We start from the raw sequence: 20,510 nt of genomic DNA on the forward strand, positions 1-20,510 counted from the left end.
CGTCAGGTCAGTTGCGCGATCAGGGTTTTCAGCGCTTTGCGGCTGTGATCCTCTAGGGGCGCCATGCGCGACCGCCAGAGTGTGGCCTGCGATTGCAGGATCAAACCGTCGCTGAGGATCTTGAGGTGATTGGCGCGCAGCGTCTCTCCGCTGGAGGTGATATCGGCAATCGCCTCGGCGGTTTCATTCAGCACCGTGCCCTCGGTCGCGCCTTGGCTGTCGACCAGCGCGTAATCCGCCACACCGTGGGTGCGCAGGAATTCCCGCACCAACCGGTGGTATTTCGTGGCAATGCGCAGGCGGAAGCCATGTTCAGCGCGGAAGGCCGCCGCGGCGGCATCCAGATCATCCAGCGTATCGACATCGACCCAAGCCTGCGGCACCGCGATGATCAGGTCGGCATGGCCAAAGTTCAGTTCCTCCAGCGGCTCGACCAGTTGATCCCAAAGCGCCAGCTTCTCTTGCACCAGATCGGTGCCGGTCACGCCAAGGTGGATCCGCCCCGCCGACAGTTCGCGCGGGATTTCTCCGGCTGAGAGCAGCACCAGAGAGACATCTTCGATGCCCTCGACCTTGCCCGCATATTCGCGGTCGGACCCGGTGCGCTGCAAGCTCACGCCGCGCGCGCCGAACCATTCAAAGGTCTTTTCCATCAGCCGCCCCTTGGACGGCACACCAAGTTTCAGCGTCATTGCCCGGCCTCCAGTTCCAGCATCAGACCGGGGCGCATCACACCGCCCACCGCCGGAATTTCATCGCCCTGTCCCAAGCGCCGGGTCAGCGCGTCATAGCGCCCGCCGCTGGCGATGCTGGGCAGATCGGGCCGCGAGGCCGCCCGGAAAGCAAAAACGAAACCGTCGTAATATTCCATCGAAGACCGCCCATGGCTGGCCTCGAAGAGCAGTGCATCGGTGTCGATCCCGCGGGCGCGCATCGCATCGGCGCGGGCCGCAACGCGGGCCACGGCATCGCCGATGGCGGGCATATCGACAGCCAGATCGCGCAGGCGGCTCAGCGCGTTCGGCAGGGTTTCTTTGACCTCCAACAGCGCCTCAAAAAGATCAACTTGCTGCGCGGAAATCGGCGCGGTCTTGGCGTCCTCGCGCAGCGCTGCCACGCGGGCTTCGATCTCTGCCTGTGAGCGCAGTCCGACCATGGGTGCCGAAATCTCGGCCTCTGCCTTGGCCAACAACGCTTTGCGACCGGCAGGCACCGGGCTGCGCCCCGCATAGCGGTCCAGCAACGCGCGAAAGCGGCGCGGGCGCCAGATATGCCGCATCAGCGCCTGTTTACGCGCGGGCGAGGTATCAAGCCCCTGCACCGCCGCCATCAGCACACCGATATCCCCCGTCACCGGGCGCACCGGCAGCCCCTGCATCGCCTCGGCGATCAGGGCGAACACCTCGGCATCTGCCGCCGCCGGGTCGGCGCGGTCGAAAACCTCGAAACCCACCTGAATGTATTCATTGGCGCGGTTCGGGTCGTGTTCCTGACGGCGGAAAACCTCGCCGGAATAGGTATAGCGCGCGGGCTCGGCCCCATGGGCCATATGCATCTGCACCACGGGCACGGTGAAATCGGGGCGCAGCATCTGCTCGCCCCGCAGCGCGTCCGAGGTGACATAGGCGCGCGCGCGGATATCCTCGCCGTAGAGGTCCAGCAGCGTGTCGGCCGGTTGCAGGATCGGCGGCTCGACGAGCACAGCGCCCTGCGCGTCGAAAATCGCGCGTAGCGACGCCGCCCGCGCCAGCGTTTCGGAACGTGTCGGCATCAGCTTGTCCGATCCAGAATATCGCGGACCGCCTTGATCAGATCGGCGCGGGGCACTTCATATTGGTTCGGGCGCTCTTTCCACTCATCGTGGCTCGCCTCTTGCGCCAGTTGCGCGCCCAGCACCATGTCCTTGATCTGCACCACGCCGCGGTCTTTCTCGTCACCGCCTTCGATGACCACAACCGGGCTCTGACGCTTGTCGGCGTATTTCATCTGGTTGCCGAAGTTCTTGGGGTTGCCCAGATACACCTCTGCCCGGATGCCCGCCTGCCGCAACTCGGCGACCATCGCCTGATAATCGGCCATGCGGTCGCGGTCCATCACGGTGACGACGACGGGGCCTTCAGGTACCATTCTTCGTTCGGCCCGCATAGCTAAAGCGGCCAGCAGCCGGTCAACGCCAATAGAGACTCCCGTCGCAGGCACTTCCTGCCCCGTGAAACGCTTCACAAGCCCGTCATAGCGCCCACCGCCCGCGACCGAGCCGAAGTTGCGCGCGCGGCCTTTTTCGTCTTTGATCTCAAAGGTCAGTTCGGCCTCGAACACCGGTCCGGTGTAGTAGCCAAGGCCGCGCACGACCGACGGATCAATCTCAACCCGGTCAGGGCCATAGCCACCCGCGGCCAGCAGGTCAGAGATTAACTCAAGCTCATCCACACCCTGCACACCGACATCGGAGCCCGCGACCAACTCGCGCAGCCGCGCCACAGTCTCGGCCCCGCTGTCACGCTTGGCCTGCATGAACCCCATGACCACATCGGCCTGCGCGTCTTCCAACCCGGCACCCTTGGTGAAATCGCCGCTGTCGTCCTTGCGGCCCTCGCCCAGCAAGGCGCGCACGCCCTCTGCGCCGAGGCGGTCCAACTTGTCGATGGCGCGCAGCACGATGCCGCGTTCGGTGTCCTTGTCGTCTCCGGCAAGGCCCGCAACTTCCAGCACCCCATTCAGCACCTTGCGGTTGTTCACCCGCACCACATAGTCGCCGCGTGCGATCCCCACTTCTTCCAGACAATCGGCCAGCATCGCGCAAATCTCGGCATCCGCCGCCACCGATGGCGCGCCTACGGTATCCGCATCGCACTGATAAAACTGACGAAACCGCCCCGGCCCTGGCTTTTCATTGCGCCAGACCGGCCCCATCGCATAGCGGCGGTAGGGCATCGGCAGATCGTTGCGGTGCTGGGCATAGACCCGCGCCAAGGGCGCTGTCAGATCATAGCGCAGCGCCAGCCAATCACCGGGCTTGTCGCCTTCGGAATCTTCCTGCCACGCGAAAACGCCTTCGTTGGGGCGGTCCACATCGGGGAGGAATTTGCCAAGCGCCTCAACCGTCTCCACGCCCGAGCTTTCCAGCGCGTCGAACCCATAGCGGTGATAAACGGCGGCGATCTTGCTGAGCATCTCGGCCCGATGGGTCACCTCGGTCCCGAAATAATCGCGGAACCCCTTGGGGGTTTGCGCCTTGGGACGGGGGGTTTTCTTGGGCTTTGCCATGGCAAGGATCCTCGGTGCATCAATTGGCCTCGCGTCTAGCCCAAGCCCCCCGCAAGAGCAAGCAACGCTGCATCGCGCCCCTGTCCCGCGCCGCGCGACCGTGCTAGAGCGCGCAAAAAGGATGCGCGTCATGACAGAACAGACCCCAGACCAAACGGCAGACCATATCAGCCGTCTCGAAGAGCAGATCGCCCATCTGACCCGCGCGGTCGACGATATGTCAGAGATCGTCACCCGTCAGGAGGATGAGATCGTGACCCTGAACCGCCGCGTGCATATGTTGATGCAGCGCGAGGGGGAACGGGATGCTTCGGGCGGCGGCGCAGTCGTCATGGGCGATGAACGGCCCCCGCATTACTAAGCGGCAGCCCCGGTCTATGCCCGCAACCCGCTCAATCCGCTGATTTCATTGCCACGGCGGCCACCGCCCCGTCATGCACCAACACCTCAGACCAACGTGCGGTCTGGCCCAAACGCTCATAGGCGTTGACGAAAAACGCCGTTTTGTCGAGCGTGCCAATCCGCTTGCCGCAGGGTTTGCCCTTGCCCACACCACAGACACTGGCCTTGATCGCCTCATAGGCCGCGTCGGTCTCGGCGATGGGCAGGTTTTCCCCTCCCGGGCCATAGTGCAACTGCTCATAGACCGAGGGCGTGCCGAACAAGACATTGGCCGCCGTCAACTGGCGCGCGCAGTCATCCGCAAAACCGGTGATGTAGAAACTGCGCGCCCCCGCGCTGCCGGGTTGCGAATCGAACAGCCGATAGCCCCGCGCCGCAGGTTCTTCGACCATCTTGCCCAAATCTTGCTCTCGCACATCACAGACGCGGGCGACCTCCCCAAAAGGCAGGGCGGTGCCAAAGCCGATCTCGGCAACCTGAGGCGCCGGCGCGGAGGGCGCCATGCCGCAGGCCGAGGGAAGCGCTGCCATGATCAAAAGGCCGATGCGTCGTTTCATGCTCTGCTCCCCGTTGCTTGTCAGGCAGTTAGCGCAGCCACTGCTTGCCGTCCACTGACGGGCGGAAATAGGGCGGATCTGCGCGAGGGGCGAGATCAGATTTCCTCGACCTCCATCACCCCATCAAGCGAACGGATCGCGCCCTTGATCTGCGGTGTCACCGGGAACTCGCGCCCCAGATCAACCTCGACCTCGCCGGGCAGGCTTGGGTTTATCAGGCAGAACTGCACCGGCCCCTTCCCCGCCGCTTTGACCGCTTGACGCGCGCCATCAAGCACATCGGCCACCGATTGAATGGCCCCCGGCCCGTCGATGAAAACGCGCAGTCCCATGCTGCCCGCATCCGCAACCGCCGCGTCGATCGGGCCGATGCCGCGTGCCAAAAGCTTCAACTGGTCGCTTTCCATCGTGGCCTCGACCGTAACGACGACCTTGGAGCCGACCTCCAGATGATCGCGCGACGCCTCCAGCACGTCAGAGAAGATCGTCACCTCGTAGCCGCCTGTGGTGTCCGAAAGCTGCGCAAAGGCAAAGCGGTTGCCCCGCGCCGACTTGCGCTCTTGCCGTCCGGCGACCACGCCCGCCAGCCGCGCGTTCATCGCGCCGCGGGTGCTGACCTTTTCGTTCAATTCGTCCAGCGTGAGGAAGGGCAAGCCCGCCTCGCGCGCCCATTTGCGTTTCAAGGGCGGCATGTAGTCATCAAGCGGATGGCCCGAAAGGTAGAAACCCACGGCCTTGAATTCCTCGGCCAGCCGCTCTGCCGATTGCCAGTCGTCGCAGGGCAACATGCGCGGTTCGGGCAGATCATCGCCTGCCTCACCAAAGAGCGACACCTGGTTGCTGGCTTTCTGCTCATGGATCGCTGCCGAATAGCTCACCAGCCCGTCGAGCGATTGGAACACCCGCCGCCGGTTGCTGTCGAGCTGATCGAAGGCACCCGAGCGCACCAGCATCTCAAGCGGGCGCTTGCCCACGCGCTTGAGGTCCACCCGACGGGCGAGATCAAAGAGCGTGGCAAAGGGCTTATCGACACCGTCGACCTTGCGCCCCTCGGTCACCAGCCGCATCGCCTCAAGCCCGACATTTTTCAGCGCGCCAAGCGCATAGACCAGCGCGCCGTCGACCACTTTGAAGGTCGCATCCGAGCGGTTCACGCAGGGCGGCACCCAAGGCAGTTCCAGCCGCTTGCGCACTTCCTCGAAGTAAACCGCCAGCTTGTCGGTCAGGTGGATGTCGCAGTTCATCACCCCGGCCATGAACTCAACCGGGTGGTTCGCTTTCAGCCAAGCGGTCTGGTAGCTGACCACAGCATAGGCCGCCGCGTGGGATTTGTTGAAACCGTAGTTGGCGAATTTTTCCAGAAGGTCGAAAACCTCTGCCGCCTTTTTTTTATCGACCCCATTGGCCATCGCGCCCTTTTCGAATTTGGGGCGCTCCTTGGCCATTTCCTCGGCGATTTTCTTACCCATCGCACGGCGCAACAGGTCCGCGCCGCCAAGCGAGTAGCCCGCCATGACCTGCGCGATCTGCATCACCTGTTCTTGGTAAACGATGATGCCTTGGGTCTCTTCAAGGATGTAGTCGATCGACGGGTGCACGGATTCCAGCTCGCGCTGGCCATTCTTGACCTCGCAATAGACCGGAATGTTCTCCATCGGGCCGGGACGGTAAAGCGCCACGAGCGCCACGATGTCTTCGATACAGGTCGGCTTCATGCGCTTGAGCGCATCCATCATGCCGCTGGATTCCACCTGAAAGACCGCGACCGTCTTGGCGCTGGAGTAAAGCTTGTAGGTCGCCTTATCATCGAGCGGGATCGTGGCCACGTCATCCACGTGCCCCTCTGGCGGCTCATAAATTTGGCGGCCATCGGCGGCGAGGTGCAGATGCCGCCCGCCCGCTTTGATCTGATCAAGCGCGTTTTGGATGACGGTGAGAGTCTTCAGGCCCAGAAAGTCGAATTTCACCAGCCCGGCCTGTTCGACCCATTTCATGTTGAACTGCGTCGCCGGCATGTCCGAGCGCGGGTCTTGGTAAAGCGGCACCAGATGGTCCAGCGGCCGGTCGCCGATGACCACACCCGCCGCGTGGGTCGAGGCGTTCCGGAGCAGCCCTTCGACCTGCTGGCCATAGGTCAGCAAGCGGTCCACGACCTCTTCGTTCTTGGCCTCTTCGCGCAGGCGCGGCTCATCCGCCAGCGCCTTTTCGATGGAGACGGGTTTCACCCCTTCCACCGGGATCATCTTCGACAGACGGTCGACCTGCCCGTAGGGCATCTGCAACACGCGACCAATATCGCGCACCGCCGCCTTGGACAAAAGCGCACCGAAGGTGATGATCTGCCCCACCTTGTCGCGGCCATATTTCTCTTGCACGTAGCGGATCACCTCTTCGCGGCGGTCCATGCAAAAGTCGATGTCGAAGTCGGGCATCGAGACCCGCTCGGGGTTGAGGAAACGCTCGAACAGGAGCGAATAGCGCAGGGGGTCGAGGTCGGTGATGGTCAGCGCATAGGCCACGAGTGACCCCGCCCCCGAGCCCCGCCCCGGCCCCACCGGAATGTCATTGTCTTTGGCCCATTGGATGAAGTCGGCAACGATCAGGAAGTAGCCGGGAAACCCCATGCCTTCGATGATGCCGAGCTCAAAGTCGAGCCGCTTTTGGTAGTCCTCGACGCTGACCGCATGGGGGATCACCGCCAAACGCGCCTGTAGCCCCTCGTTGGCCATGCGGCGCAGTTCGGCCACCTCATCGTCGGCGAACTTCGGCAAGATCGGGTCACGTCGGTAGGCCATGAAGGCGCAGCGTTTGGCGATCTCGACAGTGTTGCTTAGCGCTTCGGGCAGATCGGCGAAAAGCGTCGCCATCTCGGCCTGCGACTTGAAGTAATGCTGCGCGGTCAGGCGACGCCGGGGCTGGCTTTGGTCAACATAGGCACCCTCGGCGATGCAGATCAGCGCGTCATGGGCCTCGTACATATCTGGTTTCGGGAAATAGACATCGTTGGTCGCAACCAGCGGGATATCCATCGCATAGGCCATCTCGATAAAGCCGCGCTCGGTCAGACGCTCGGGCTCGGGCTGTCCGCCGTCTTCGGGGTGGCGCTGCAACTCGACATAAAGCCGGTCGCCAAAGGCACCCTGCAGCCGGGCCATCAGCGCCTCTGCCGCCGGGCGCTGGCCGCCTTGCAAAAGCATCCCCACCGGCCCCAACGGGCCACCCGTCAGGCAGATGAGATCGGCGCTCAGCGCCTCAAGCTCCGCCAGCGTCACCTCGGCCACCGCGCCGCCCTTGTCGAGGTAGAGGCAGGAGTTCAGCTTCATCAGGTTTTCATAGCCCAATTCGCTTTGCGCCAGCAGGACCACCGGTGCGGGCGGGCGCGGTTTCTCACCGGGCTGCACCTCGACATAGGCCACATCGACCTGACAGCCGATGATCGGCTGCACGCCCGCGCCCGCCATGGCGACAGAGAATTCGAGTGCTGCGAACATGTTGTTGGTGTCGGTCAGCGCCAGCGCGGGCATGCCCGCATCGCGGCACATGCCGGGCAGTTTTTTCAACCGCAGCGCGCCCTCCAGCAAGGAATACTCGGAATGGCTACGCAGGTGAATGAATCGGGGATCATTGGACATGGCGCATTTTTACGCCACCCACCCCAAAGGCACCAGCACCGGATCGCACCCAGCGCATTTTTCGCCCAAGGTATTTTTTCTTGCCAAAACGCCCCCCGCCCCGCTAGCCTAACCTCTACCTCGCCCGCGCCCGGTTCTACGCCGCATCGAACCCCGCGCACCGTTATGGGCCACTTTGTACTGCGGCGGATGAGAACCAATGGACATCACTTTTCTTCTCAATGGAGAAGTCGTGTCACTCTCCAACGTGTCCCCGACCACCACCCTGCTCGACTGGCTGCGCGAAGAGCGTGGCCTGACCGGCACCAAGGAGGGCTGTAACGAGGGCGACTGCGGAGCCTGCTCGGTGATGATCACCGATGAAAACGGCAGCCGCGCGCTCAATGGCTGTATCCTGTTTCTGCCGCAGGTGAACGGCAAGGCCGTCACCACGGTCGAGGGCATGGCGAGCGCCGATGGCACGCTGCACCCGGTGCAGGAGACGATGATAGAGCATCACGGCAGCCAGTGCGGGTTCTGCACGCCGGGCTTCGTGGTCTCCATGGCCACGGCGCATCTCAATGGTGCGACGGATCATGACGTGCAACTGGCTGGCAACCTTTGCCGCTGCACCGGCTACGCCCCGATCATCCGCGCCGCGGAAGCCGCCGCAGGCGCGCCGGTGCCCGCCCATCTGCGCAGCCTGAAAGACAAGCTGGCGCAGAACATCCCCGCGCCCGCCAAAGTCGATGGCGCGCCGCATGTGCAGCCCGAAAGCAGCGATGAACTCGCCGCTTGGTATCTCGACAATCCCGATGCCACGCTGATCGCCGGGGCGACGGACGTGGGTCTTTGGGTCACCAAAGGGTTCCGCGAACTGGGCGCCGTCGCCTTCCTCAACCGCTGCGCCGATCTGCGCGGCATCACCGAGGACGAAACCGGCCTGCGCATCGGTGCAATGACCACGCTGACCGAGGTAGAGGCAAAGCTTGCCCCCCTGCATCCCAGCTTGGGTACCATGCTGCGCCGCTATGGCTCGACGCAGGTGCGCAACGCGGCGACGCTGGGCGGCAATATCGCCAATGGCTCGCCCATCGGGGATGGCCCGCCCGCGCTGATTGCGCTTGGGGCGACCCTGCAGTTGCGGCGCGGTAATGCGCGACGCGAAATAGCGCTTGAGGATTTCTTTCTCGACTACGGCAAACAAGACCGCGCGGCGGGAGAATTTGTCGAAGCCATCCTCATCCCCCGCCAACATGACACCCTGCGCTGCTACAAACTGTCGAAACGCTTCGATCAAGATATTTCGGCGGTCTGCGGCTGTATTTCGATCACCGGCAATGGCACCGAAATCCTCACCGCGCGCATCGCCTTTGGCGGCATGGCGGCAACACCGAAACGCGCTGCTGCGGCTGAGGCGGCGCTGGTCGGCCAACCGTGGAGCGAAGACACCATCCGCAAGGCGATGGCAGCGATGACCGACGATTTCACCCCCCTCTCGGACATGCGCGCCTCTGCCAGCTACCGGATGGAGGCGGCGCAAAACATGCTGCTGCGCTATTTCCATGACGCCAACGGTCAAGCCACCAACCTGCAGGAGGTCTCGGCATGAGCGTTGCAAAGCCCCTTCCCCATGACGCCGCGAAGCTCCATGTCACCGGTGCCGCGCGCTATGTAGACGACATCCCCACCCCGCGCGGCACGCTGCATCTGGCCTTTGGCCTCAGCCCCGTCGCGGCGGGCGAATTGACGGCGCTTGACCTCGACGCCGTGCGGTCTGCGCCCGGCGTGGTCAAAGTGCTGACTGCCGATGATCTCCTCCATGACTGCGACACCTCACCCTCGAACCATGACGAGCCGCTTTTGGCGACGGGCGAAATCCATTTCGCGGGCCAGCCGCTCTATCTGGTCGTGGCCACCAGCCACCTCGCTGCCCGTCGCGCCGCGCAACTGGGCAAGCCACAGATCACCCCGCGTGATCCGATCCTGACCGTCGAGCAGGCGCTCGCCGCCGACAGCCGGTTCGAAGACGGCCCCCGCATCTACCAGAAGGGCGATGCCGAGGCCGCGCTCTCCAAGGCCAGCCGCCGCCTCTCGGGCCAGATCGAGATGGGCGGGCAGGAGCATTTCTATCTCGAAGGTCAGGCCGCCATGGCGCTGCCGCAGGACAACGGCGACATGCTGGTGCATTCCTCGACCCAGCACCCGACCGAAATTCAGCACAAAGTGGCCCATGCCATTGGCCGCCCGATGCATGCCGTGCGGGTCGAGACCCGGCGCATGGGCGGTGGTTTCGGTGGCAAGGAAAGCCAAGGCAACGCGCTGGCGATTGCCTGTTCTGTCGCCGCGTCTCTGACCGGCAAACCCTGCAAAATGCGCTATGACCGCGATGACGATATGATCATCACCGGCAAGCGGCATGATTTCCGCATCGCTTACGACGCAGGCTTTGACGAGACGGGGCGCATCACCGCGCTGGACGTGACCCATTACACCCGCTGCGGCTGGTCGATGGACCTCAGCCTGCCCGTGGCCGACCGCGCCATGCTGCACGCCGACAACGCTTACCATCTGCACGACATCCGCATCACCTCGCACCGCTTGCGCACCAATACCGCCAGCGCCACGGCGTTTCGCGGTTTTGGCGGGCCGCAAGGGGTGGTCGGAATTGAGCGGGTCATGGACCATATCGCTCATGAACTGGGCCTCGACCCGCTCGCCGTGCGCCGGGCGAATTACTACACCGACAACGCCCACCGCCCGACCGAGGTGGAGGCCACCGGCACCGCGATCGACAACCGCACCCCACCGGATGCAGAGGCCGATCTATCCTCTCGCGGCGCGCCCCCTGCGCCGACTGGCAAGGCTGCGATCCCTGAAACCCCGTCGGACGTGCAGACCACGCCCTATCAGCAGCCGGTCACCGACTGTATCATCAATGCACTGACCGACCGACTGGTTGAGAGTGCCGACTACAACGCCCGCCGCGCCGCCATCGCCGAATGGAACGCCGCAAACCCGTTACTGAAACGCGGCATCGCCATCACCCCGGTTAAATTCGGCATCTCCTTCACGCTCACCCACCTCAATCAGGCGGGCGCGCTGGTGCATGTCTATCAGGATGGCTCGATCCACCTGAACCATGGCGGGACCGAGATGGGGCAAGGGCTGTTCCAGAAGGTTGCGCAAGTCGCCGCGTCGCGCTTTGGCGTCTCGCCCGAGGCGGTCAAGATTACAGCCACCGATACCGCCAAAGTGCCCAACACCTCGGCCACGGCGGCGTCTTCTGGGTCAGACCTCAACGGGATGGCCGCGCAAAACGCCTGCGACACGATCCGCGACCGCATGGCGGCGCATCTGGCCGAACGCTACCAGACGACGCCAGATCAGGTACGTTTCACCGACGGCATGGTGCAGATCGGGGGCGAAGAGATCACCTTTGCCGCTGCCGCCGCTTCGGCCTATGAAAACCGCGTCAGCCTGTCGGCCACGGGATTCTACAAAACGCCCGACATCGAATGGGACCGCATCGCCGGACGCGGGCGGCCATTCTACTACTTCGCCTATGGTGCCGCCTGCACCGAAGTGGTGATCGACACGCTGACCGGCGAAAACCGCATTCTGCGCACTGACATCCTGCATGACGCGGGCGCCTCGCTGAACCCGGCGCTGGACATCGGCCAGATTGAGGGCGGATACGTGCAAGGCGCGGGCTGGCTCACGACCGAGGAACTGGTCTGGGACGAAACCGGCACCCTGCGCACCCACGCGCCTTCGACCTATAAAATCCCCGCCTGCTCCGACCGGCCGCCCGTGTTCAACGTGAAACTCTGGGACCAGCCAAACCCGGCGCAGACGGTCTACCGCTCCAAAGCCGTGGGGGAGCCGCCCTTCATGCTGGGCATCTCGGCCTTCATGGCGCTCTCGGACGCGGTTGCAGCCTGCGGTGACAGCTACGGCGATCTGCAAGCGCCCGCCACCGCCGAGACCGTTCTTGCCGCCGTCGGGCGGGCACGGAAATGACCGCTATCTACGTCGAGGTCACCGCCACGCGCGGATCGGCCCCGCGGGATGCGGGCACGGCGATGAAGGTCACGCCGGACAGCATCGACGGCACCATCGGCGGCGGCGCGTTGGAGCATCAGGCGATTGCCCATGCCCGCCGCCTGCTGGCCGAAGGGCGTTTCGAGGACAGCCAAACCCTGCCTCTCGGCCCCGGCCTTGGACAGTGCTGCGGCGGCGCGGTAAGCCTGCGCTACACTGCCGCGCCCCGCCCGCTCGACAACCCCACGCCGCTGCCACTGGACGCCACATTCGAGAGCGCCACGCCCCTCTGGCTCTGGGGGGCGGGGCATCTGGGCCGCGCGGTGGTGGGCGCCTGCCCAGCCAACGCCTTTGCCATCACATGGATCGACAGCGCGACGGACCGTTTCCCCAAAAACGTGCCGCCCCATGTCACCGCCACCCCTGCCGCCGACATGCCGCGCCTTGCCGCACACGCACCGCAAAACGCGCACCACCTGATCTTTACCTATTCCCATGACATCGACCTCGCCCTCTGCGCTGCCCTGCTTAAACGCGGGGCAGAGAGCGTCGGCCTGATCGGCTCTGACACAAAAAAGTCACGGTTTTCCCGCCGCTTGCGCGACATGGGGCTGGATCCCTCTGGCATCATCTGCCCTATTGGCGATAAGTCGCTGGGCAAGCTGCCCGCCCAGATTGCACATGGTGCGTTGATCTCTCTCATCGCCCGGACCCAGACAAAGGTTTCCGCATGACTGATAAACTTCTCGACCTCTCTGGGTTGACCAAGGCCTACCCCGGCGTCGTCGCGAACGATGACGTGTCCCTGCGGATTGCTCCGGGCGAGGTTCACGCCCTGCTGGGCGAGAATGGCGCGGGCAAATCCACACTGGTCAAAATGATCTACGGGCTGGTCAAACCTGACGCGGGCCAGATGCAGATGCGCGGCGAGAACTTTGCCCCCACCGATCCCCATGCGGCACGACAGGCGGGCGTCGGCATGGTGTTTCAACATTTCTCGCTTTTCGATGCGCTCAGCGTGGCCGAGAATATCGCCCTCGGCATGGAAAACCCGCCGCGCATGCGCGAACTCAGCCAGCAAATCCGCGACGTGTCGGACACCTATGGCCTGCCGCTTGCCCCTGACCGCACCGTCGGCGATCTGTCGGCAGGCGAACGTCAGCGGGTTGAGATCATCCGCTGCCTGCTGCAAGAGCCCAAGCTGCTGATCATGGACGAACCGACATCGGTTCTGACCCCGCAAGAGGTCGAAATCCTGTTCAAAACCCTGCGCAAACTCAGCGCAGAGGGCACCGCGATCCTTTATATCTCGCACAAGCTCGAAGAGATCCGCAGCCTTTGCGACAGCGCGACGATCCTGCGGTTGGGCAAGGTCGTCGGCCATTGCACCCCGCGCGAAACATCCGCGCGCGACATGGCTGAAATGATGGTCGGCTCGGCGCTGAAAACGCCCACGCGCGACAGCAAAGAACCGGGCGAAGTGACGCTGACGCTCAACAAACTCTCGGCGCGGTCGCCCCATGCTTTCGGCATGCCGCTGCGCGAGATTTCGGTCGAGGTACGGCGCGGTGAGGTGCTGGGCATCGGCGGCGTTGCGGGCAATGGGCAGGATGAATTGCTCAACGCTCTCTCGGGTGAAACGCTGGTCGGCGCGGGCATGATCACCTTTGACGGGCGCGATATTGGCCTTCTTGGCCCCACCGCGCGCCGGGCTCTCGGCGTGTTGACCGCGCCCGAAGAACGGCTCGGGCACGCCGCCGTGCCGGATATGTCGCTAACTGAAAACGCGATGCTGACCGGTGCCGCCCGCGAAGGGCTGGAGCGGGGCGGCATGCTCGACTGGGGCAAGGCGCGCAGCTTTGCCGAGAAGATCATCAAGACATTCGACGTGCGCACCCCCGGCCCCGGCAATGCGGCGCGCTCGCTCTCGGGGGGGAACCTGCAAAAGTTCGTCATTGGCCGCGAGGTGCTGCAACGGCCCGAGCTGCTGGTGGTGAACCAGCCGACATGGGGTGTTGATGCTTCTGCCGCCGCCGCGATCCGGCAGGCGCTTTTGGACCTCGCCTCCGGCGGCACCGCCGTGATCGTCATCAGCCAAGACCTTGATGAGTTGATGGAGATTTCCGACAATTTCGCCGCGCTAAACGAAGGCCGCCTGTCGCCGACGCGCCCCGCGCAGGGGCTGACGGTCGACGAGATCGGCCTGATGATGGGCGGCGCGCATGGCATGGAGGTGGCGCATGTCTAAGCCAAACCTCGCATCTTTCACTCTGACCATTGGGGGTGATCTGTGATCCGCCTTGAAAAGCGCCCGCAGCCCAGCCGGGCCCTTTCCCTGTCGACGCCGATCATGGCGGTGCTGGCCACTTTCATCTTCGGCGGGCTCTTGTTCGCCGTGCTGGGCAAAGACCCGGTCGAGGCGCTGCAAACGATCTTTTGGCAGCCGCTGTTTGGCGAATATGCCTTTTATTACCGCCCACAACTGCTGATCAAAGGCGCGCCCTTGGTGTTGATCGCCATCGGCCTCAGCCTTGGGTTTAAGGCGGGCATCTGGAACATCGGGGCCGAGGGGCAGTACATCATGGGCGCCATCTTTGGCGCGGCTGCGGGGCTGGCGTTCTACCCTGCCGAAGGGTGGTACATCTTCCCGCTGATGGTGCTCGCGGGCGCCTTTGGCGGTTGGCTTTGGGCGATGATCCCGGCCCTTTTGAAGGTGCGTTTTGGCACCAATGAAATTCTCGTCTCGCTGATGTTGGTCTATGTCGCTGAGCAATTCCTTGCCTCTATGTCACTGGGGTTGCTGAAAAACCCAGAGGGCTACGGCTTTCCCGGGTCGCGCAACCTACAACAATATGCGCCCGCGCATAACGCCGAACTCTTCGCCGGCTCGGGCATGCATTGGGGCGTGGTCGCGGCGCTGATCGCGGTGATCTTTGCCTATGTGCTGCTGACCAAACACCGGTTGGGCTTTGCCATCCGCGTGACAGGCGAGGCCCCCCGCGCCGCACGTTTCTCGGGTGTGAACCCGGCGCGGCTGGTGTTGTTTTGCCTTGGCACCTCGGGCCTGCTCGCCGGGCTTGCGGGGATGTTTGAGGTCGCGGGCCCCTCGGGTCAGATCACCATCGACTTTAACGTGGGCTATGGGTTCACCGCGATCATCGTGGCCTTCCTTGGCCGTTTGCATCCCATCGGCATCCTGCTCGCGGGCGGGCTGATGGCACTGACGTATATTGGCGGTGACATCGCGCAGTCGAACCTCGGCCTGCCCGCCGCTGCGATCCAAGTGTTCCAAGGGATGCTCCTGTTCTTCCTGCTCGCGCTGGACGTTTTCACACATTACCGGCTGCGTCTTGGCGCGGCGGAGGCTGCCTGATGGATCTCTCTGCAATCAACCCGCTCTTGTTTGTCGCAGGCTTCCTTGTCGCGGCCACACCGCTGATTTTTGCCGCCATCGGCGAATTGGTGGTCGAAAAATCCGGTGTGCTGAACCTCGGCGTCGAAGGCATGATGATCACTGGCGCGATCTGCGGCTTTGCCACGGCGGTCGAGACCGGCTCGCCGCTTTTAGGCTTTGCCGCCGCTGCTGTTGGCGGTGCCGTCCTCAGCCTGCTCTTCGCCTTCCTGACGCAGGTGGCGCTGGCCAATCAGGTCGCCTCTGGCCTATCACTCACCCTCTTTGGCCTCGGCCTCTCGGCGCTGATCGGCCAAAGCTACGTCGGGATCAAACCGCCACGGTTGGGCGATATCGACTTTGGCCGCTTGGCCGACATTCCCGTCATCGGGCCGATCCTCTTTACCCATGACATCATCCTTTACCTGGGCATCGCGCTGGTCGCCGGGGTCTGGGCGGTGCTGAAATTCACCCGCGCCGGGCTGATCCTGCGCGCGGTGGGCGAAAGCCACGACGCGGCCCATGCGCTTGGCTACAAGGTCAAACGCATCCGCACGATGGCAATCTTGTTCGGCGGGGCCTGCGCGGGTTTGGGCGGCGCCTACATCAGCCTGATCCGTGTGCCGCAATGGACCGAAGGCATGACCGCCGGGATCGGCTGGATCGCCCTTGCCCTCGTCGTCTTTGCCAGCTGGAAACCATGGCGCGCGCTGCTGGGTGCCTATCTTTTCGGCGGCATCACCCAGTTGCAGTTGAACTTGCAAGGCGCGGGCGTTGCCATACCGGTAGAGTATCTGGCAATGTCGCCGTATATCATCACCATCATCGTTCTGGTGGTGCTGTCGGCGGATAAAAGCGCCGCGCCGGCCTCACTGGGCCGCACCTTCCACGCCTCAAACTAGGGGCATCACGTCACGCGGCCCTGCGCCGCACATCAAGCCCCAGCAAGGGGCACGTAAACAGGGGAAACCTCATGAAACTATCCACCCTTATGACCAGCGCGGCACTTGCGCTCGGCCTTGCTTCGGGCGCTGTTGCCCAAGACAAGACCAAGGTCGGCTTTGTCTTTGTTGGCCCCGTGGGCGACGGCGGCTGGACCTACGAGCATAACGAAGGCCGCTTGGCCGTCGAAGAAGAGTTCGGCGATAAGGTCGAAACCGTCTTCGTCGAAAGCGTTGCCGAAGGCCCGGACTCTGAGCGTGTGATGACCCAGATGGCGCTCGACGGTGCCGACCTGATCTTCACCACCTCCTTTGGCTACATGGACCCCACGATCAACGTCGCTAAGAAATTCCCCGACGTGAAGTTCGAGCACGCCACCGGCTACAAACGCGCCGACAACGTCTCGACGTACTCCGCGCGTTTCTACGAAGGCCGCGCCATTCAGGGCCACATCGCGGGCTCGATGACCGAGAGCAATATCATCGGCTACATCGGCTCCTTCCCGATCCCCGAAGTGATCCGCGGCATCAACTCCGCCTATATCCACGCCAAGAAAGTGAACCCCGACGTTCAGTTCAAAATCGTCTGGGCCTACACATGGTTTGACCCGGCCAAAGAAGCCGACGCCGCCAAGGTTCTGATCGAACAAGGCGCTGACGTGGTCCTGCAACACACCAATTCCACCGCGCCCCAAGCGGCGGCACAGGAAGCGGGCAACGTGATCACCTTCGGTCAGGCGTCCGACATGGCGCAATACGGTCCCAAGCCGCGCGTCTCCTCGATCATTGACGACTGGGCACCCTACTACATCGAGCGCGTCAAAGCGGTCATGGACGGCACATGGGAATCCACCGACACATGGGACGGCATCGGGCCGGGCATGGTCGGCATTGGCGAGATCTCTGACGCCGTTCCCGCCGACGTGAAAGCCGAAGCGCTGGAAATGAAAGACAAGATCGCGTCGGGCGAATACCACCCCTTCACCGGGCCGATCAATAAGCAGGACGGCTCCGCTTGGCTGGCCGAGGGCGAGACCGCCGATGACGGCACGCTCGCGGGCATGAACTTCTATGTCGAAGGCATCGAAGGCACGATCCCGCAGTAAGCCGAACCGGCTCACAGATGACAGGGGCGTGCGGGCAACCGCGCGCCCCTTTTCCATTGCGGCCCGCGCCGGGGTTGCTAGGCTCGCCCTTCCCTCTTCGTGAAAGGCGCTTGCCATGATCACCGTGCACCACCTCAACCGCTCCCGCTCACAGCGCATCCTTTGGCTGCTGGAGGAGTTGGATCAGCCCTATGACGTCATCCGCTACCAGCGCGATGCCGAAACCAACCTCGCCCCGCCCGAGTTGAAACTGGTGCATCCTTTGGGCAAATCCCCGATGATTGAGATTGACGGCCAGTTGGTTGTCGAAAGCGCTGCCATCGTCGATCTGCTCTGCACCCGCTTCGCGCCCGAAATGATCCCTGAACGCGATACGCCCGCCTTCCTGCGCCATATGGAGCTGATGCATTTCGCCGAAGGCTCCGCCATGACGCCGATCCTGCTTAACCTCTATGTCTCACGCTTGGGCGATGCCGCCGCGCCCCTACATCCGCGTATCAGTTCAGAGTTGGACAACCACTACAGCTATATGAACAGCCTCGTGCGCCCCTCCGGCCACTTCGTGCAAGATACGTTGTCGGCAGCCGACATCATGCTGAGCTTCCCCGCCGAGGTTGCCATGCGCCAAGGCCGGGCTGCGGATTATCCGGCACTCAAGGGCTTTGTAGAGATGATCCACAACCGCCCCGCCTACCAACGCGCGCTAGAGAAAGGCGAGCCACAGGACGCCTAGCGCCCCATCGCCTGCCCCGCGCCAAGCCCATTGCGCGCGGGCAGCGCCCATGCCACCAATCGTGCATGAACCAGATGCTCACCAGCCTTGACGGCACCCCCGCCAGCCGCCTCGCCTTCGGCACCATGCAATTTGGCGGCCGTGCCGATGCGGCGGCCTCGCGCGCGATGTTCGACGCCTGTACCGAGGCGGGGATCACGCATTTCGACACGGCGCATGTCTATACCGACGGGGCGTCCGAGACCCTGCTGGGCCAGTTCGTGCAAGACCGCCGCGACAGCCTGATCGTGGCCACCAAAGCCGCCTATATCGGCGGCGCAGGGCGTGCCAATATTCTCGCTTCTGCCGAGACATCACGCCAGCGGATGCAGCTTGATACGCTCGACGTGCTCTACCTGCACCGTTTCGACCCGGACACACCGCTGACCGAAAGCTTCGCCGCGCTGGCCGAGTTGAAAGATCTGGGCCACATCCGCCAAGTTGGCCTGTCCAACTTCGCCGCATGGCAGGTCGTCAAAGCGGCCCATATCGCCGCCGACTTCGGCCTAGAGATCACGGTGATCCAACCGATGTACAATCTCGTCAAACGCCAAGCCGAGGTCGAGATCCTCCCCATGGCCCATGACCTAGACATTCTCGTCGCGCCCTACTCCCCCCTAGGCGGCGGGCTGCTCACCGGGAAATATGCCACCGGAGGCACAGGTCGCCTCAGCGAAGATGACCGTTATGCCGCCCGCTACGGACAAGAGGTGATGCACGGCGCCGCTGCCGGGCTGGCCGCCCTCGCCCGCGATCTCGGCACCCATCCGGCGACCCTCGCCGTGGCATGGGCGGCGGCACACCCCACGTGGCCAACCCCGATCATTTCCGCCCGCTCTTTGGCACAGCTTGAACCGTCACTGGCCGCGCTCAACTACCAAATGACGCCACAAACCTACGCCGCCATCGCCGCGCTCTCGCCCACACCGCCCCCGGCCACCGACCGGCTAGAAGAGCAATCATGAGCCGACTGCCCCCGAGTGCCAGCGTCACCGAAGACGCAGGCGGCGACCGTCTTTTTGCCCCCGCCGCTGCACGCAACCTCGACGCGCTTTGCGATCTGCTGGCAACCCACGCTCCACAAAAAGGCCGCGCGCTGGAAATCGCCAGCGGCACCGGCCAGCATGTGGTCGGCTTTGCCAAACGCCTGCCGGGCCTCACATGGCTGCCCAGCGACATCGACACAGCCCGCCGCGCCAGCATCAACGCCCACGCGGCCGAGGCCACCCTGCCCAATATCGCCCCGGCCCTGCCACTCGACGCGACCCAGCCCGGCTGGGCGGGCGAACATGGCCCCTTCGACCTGATCATGCTGGCCAACCTGCTGCACCTCATCCCAACCCCCGCCACTCGGAGCCTGATCACCGAAGCCGCCACAGCCCTCGCCCCCGGCGGCACACTAATCCTCTACGGCCCCTTCAAACGCGCCGGCCAAACCACCTCCCCCGGCGACACCCGCTTTGACGCCGAACTGCGCGCCGCCGACCCCACGATCGGCTACAAAGACAACATCGACATAGCCCGCTGGCTTAGCGATGCGGGCCTTAGCCCGATCGACGAAGTGGACATGCCCGCCAACAACCTCGCATTCATCGCCAGAAAGCCCAGCCCATGATCCTCCGCCGCGCCTTGTTCCTGTCGCTCCTTGCCCTCGCCGCCTGTGGCCGCTCCGGCAGCCCGCCCCCCGCCGATCCCGGCACGCTCTTTCCGGCCCGTTTCGGCGACAGCGACCCGGTGGATTTCAACGGCCGCACACCGCAATCTTTCCCCGTCCACGGGATTGACGTGGCCCGTTTTCAGAACAACATCGACTGGAACACCGCCCGCAGAAACGGTGTGAACTTCGCCTTCATCAAAGCCACTGAAGGCGGCGACCTTAAAGACATCAACTTCGACACGCATTGGCAAGGCGCAGGACAAGCCGCCGTCAAACGCGGCGCCTACCACTTCTACTACTTCTGCACCTCACCCGAGGATCAGGCCCGCTGGTTCATCCGCAACGTGCCGCGCACCCCCGGCATGCTGCCCCCGGTGCTCGACATGGAATGGAACCCGTTTTCCCCCACCTGCGCCCACATCCGCCCGCCTGCATCCGAAGTCCGCGACCAAATGCGCCGCTGGCTCGCCGTGGTCGAGCGTCACTACGGCCAGCACCCCGTCATCTACACTACGCCAGAATTCTATCGACAAAACGGGCTAAACGGATTCAACGGCTACGACTTCTGGCTGCGCACCACCGCCAAAGCCCCTGCCGAGGCCTACCCCGGCCAAACCTGGCGTTTCTGGCAATATAGCGCAACCGGCATCGTTCCCGGCATCGGCGGTGACGTAGACATCAACGCCTTCTCTGGCAGCAGCGCCGAGTGGCAAAACTGGGTCGCCACCCACGCCCTGCGCTAACGCCAAAGGGGGGAACGCA

Annotated in this window: 17 protein-coding genes; 12 read left to right on the top strand and 5 right to left on the bottom strand. The window is 63.8% G+C overall.

Annotated features, from left to right (window positions below):
* Positions 1 to 2: 2 nt before the first annotated feature.
* From hisG to hisS, 3 genes are read right to left on the bottom strand one after another with little or no spacing between them, the layout of a single operon-like run.
* Positions 3 to 692 (bottom strand): ATP phosphoribosyltransferase, encoded by a 690-nt coding sequence (gene hisG, locus R1T45_RS19835; RefSeq protein ID WP_067624598.1) that lies wholly within the window; start codon positions 690 to 692, stop codon positions 3 to 5.
* Positions 689 to 1,771 (bottom strand): ATP phosphoribosyltransferase regulatory subunit, encoded by a 1,083-nt coding sequence (locus tag R1T45_RS19840; RefSeq protein ID WP_067624595.1) that lies wholly within the window; start codon positions 1,769 to 1,771, stop codon positions 689 to 691. The genes hisG and R1T45_RS19840 overlap by 4 nt, the downstream gene beginning before the upstream one ends.
* Complete coding sequence (hisS, locus tag R1T45_RS19845; RefSeq protein ID WP_317390047.1) at positions 1,771 to 3,267, bottom strand: histidine--tRNA ligase; 1,497 nt, start codon at positions 3,265 to 3,267, stop codon at positions 1,771 to 1,773. The genes R1T45_RS19840 and hisS overlap by 1 nt, the downstream gene beginning before the upstream one ends.
* Before the next feature lie 166 nt (positions 3,268 to 3,433).
* Between hisS and R1T45_RS19850 the strand changes: the two genes are divergently transcribed.
* Entirely contained in the window at positions 3,434 to 3,628 is a 195-nt protein-coding gene (locus R1T45_RS19850; RefSeq protein ID WP_120352147.1) for a SlyX family protein, read from the top strand.
* 31 nt (positions 3,629 to 3,659) lie between these two features.
* On the opposite strand, the gene R1T45_RS19855 is transcribed toward R1T45_RS19850, so the two are convergent.
* Together R1T45_RS19855 and dnaE are read right to left on the bottom strand one after the other, a co-directional pair.
* The gene (locus tag R1T45_RS19855) at positions 3,660 to 4,226 is read right to left on the bottom strand and encodes a hypothetical protein (protein WP_132444587.1); all 567 of its coding nucleotides are present in this window, start codon (positions 4,224 to 4,226) and stop codon (positions 3,660 to 3,662) included.
* Positions 4,227 to 4,321: 95 nt separating this feature from the next.
* Complete coding sequence (gene dnaE / locus R1T45_RS19860; RefSeq protein WP_317390048.1) at positions 4,322 to 7,858, bottom strand: DNA polymerase III subunit alpha; 3,537 nt, start codon at positions 7,856 to 7,858, stop codon at positions 4,322 to 4,324.
* 199 nt (positions 7,859 to 8,057) lie between these two features.
* Between dnaE and xdhA the strand changes: the two genes are divergently transcribed.
* The 11 genes from xdhA to R1T45_RS19915 all read left to right on the top strand — a co-directional run bounded on the left by xdhA (position 8,058) and on the right by R1T45_RS19915 (position 20,491).
* Positions 8,058 to 9,449 (top strand): xanthine dehydrogenase small subunit, encoded by a 1,392-nt coding sequence (gene xdhA / locus R1T45_RS19865; protein ID WP_317390049.1) that lies wholly within the window; start codon positions 8,058 to 8,060, stop codon positions 9,447 to 9,449.
* Entirely contained in the window at positions 9,446 to 11,860 is a 2,415-nt protein-coding gene (gene xdhB, locus R1T45_RS19870) for a xanthine dehydrogenase molybdopterin binding subunit (protein WP_317390050.1), read from the top strand. The genes xdhA and xdhB overlap by 4 nt, the downstream gene beginning before the upstream one ends.
* Positions 11,857 to 12,615: a xanthine dehydrogenase accessory protein XdhC gene (xdhC, locus tag R1T45_RS19875; protein WP_317390051.1), complete on the top strand. Its 759-nt coding sequence runs from the start codon at positions 11,857 to 11,859 to the stop codon at positions 12,613 to 12,615. The genes xdhB and xdhC overlap by 4 nt, the downstream gene beginning before the upstream one ends.
* A complete protein-coding gene (locus tag R1T45_RS19880) occupies positions 12,612 to 14,129 on the top strand; it encodes an ABC transporter ATP-binding protein (RefSeq protein WP_132444597.1) in 1,518 nt (505 codons plus the stop codon). Before xdhC ends, R1T45_RS19880 begins: the two co-directional genes overlap by 4 nt.
* Before the next feature lie 42 nt (positions 14,130 to 14,171).
* Positions 14,172 to 15,254: an ABC transporter permease gene (locus tag R1T45_RS19885; RefSeq protein ID WP_317390052.1), complete on the top strand. Its 1,083-nt coding sequence runs from the start codon at positions 14,172 to 14,174 to the stop codon at positions 15,252 to 15,254.
* Positions 15,254 to 16,174, top strand: coding sequence for an ABC transporter permease (locus R1T45_RS19890; protein ID WP_120350281.1), 921 nt, complete (start codon positions 15,254 to 15,256; stop codon positions 16,172 to 16,174). Before R1T45_RS19885 ends, R1T45_RS19890 begins: the two co-directional genes overlap by 1 nt.
* 71 nt (positions 16,175 to 16,245) lie before the next feature.
* Entirely contained in the window at positions 16,246 to 17,319 is a 1,074-nt protein-coding gene (locus R1T45_RS19895; protein WP_317390053.1) for a BMP family ABC transporter substrate-binding protein, read from the top strand.
* 115 nt (positions 17,320 to 17,434) lie between these two features.
* Positions 17,435 to 18,052, top strand: coding sequence for a glutathione S-transferase (locus R1T45_RS19900; RefSeq protein ID WP_317390054.1), 618 nt, complete (start codon positions 17,435 to 17,437; stop codon positions 18,050 to 18,052).
* A 65-nt stretch (positions 18,053 to 18,117) separates the two neighbouring features.
* The gene (locus R1T45_RS19905) at positions 18,118 to 19,056 is read left to right on the top strand and encodes an aldo/keto reductase (protein ID WP_317390055.1); all 939 of its coding nucleotides are present in this window, start codon (positions 18,118 to 18,120) and stop codon (positions 19,054 to 19,056) included.
* Positions 19,053 to 19,706, top strand: coding sequence for a DUF938 domain-containing protein (locus R1T45_RS19910; RefSeq protein ID WP_205570900.1), 654 nt, complete (start codon positions 19,053 to 19,055; stop codon positions 19,704 to 19,706). The genes R1T45_RS19905 and R1T45_RS19910 overlap by 4 nt, the downstream gene beginning before the upstream one ends.
* Positions 19,703 to 20,491: a GH25 family lysozyme gene (locus tag R1T45_RS19915; RefSeq protein ID WP_317390056.1), complete on the top strand. Its 789-nt coding sequence runs from the start codon at positions 19,703 to 19,705 to the stop codon at positions 20,489 to 20,491. The genes R1T45_RS19910 and R1T45_RS19915 overlap by 4 nt, the downstream gene beginning before the upstream one ends.
* Positions 20,492 to 20,510 lie beyond the last annotated feature (19 nt).

The organism is Sulfitobacter sp. LC.270.F.C4 (assembly GCF_032922545.1).
Classification (GTDB): domain Bacteria; phylum Pseudomonadota; class Alphaproteobacteria; order Rhodobacterales; family Rhodobacteraceae; genus Sulfitobacter; species Sulfitobacter profundi.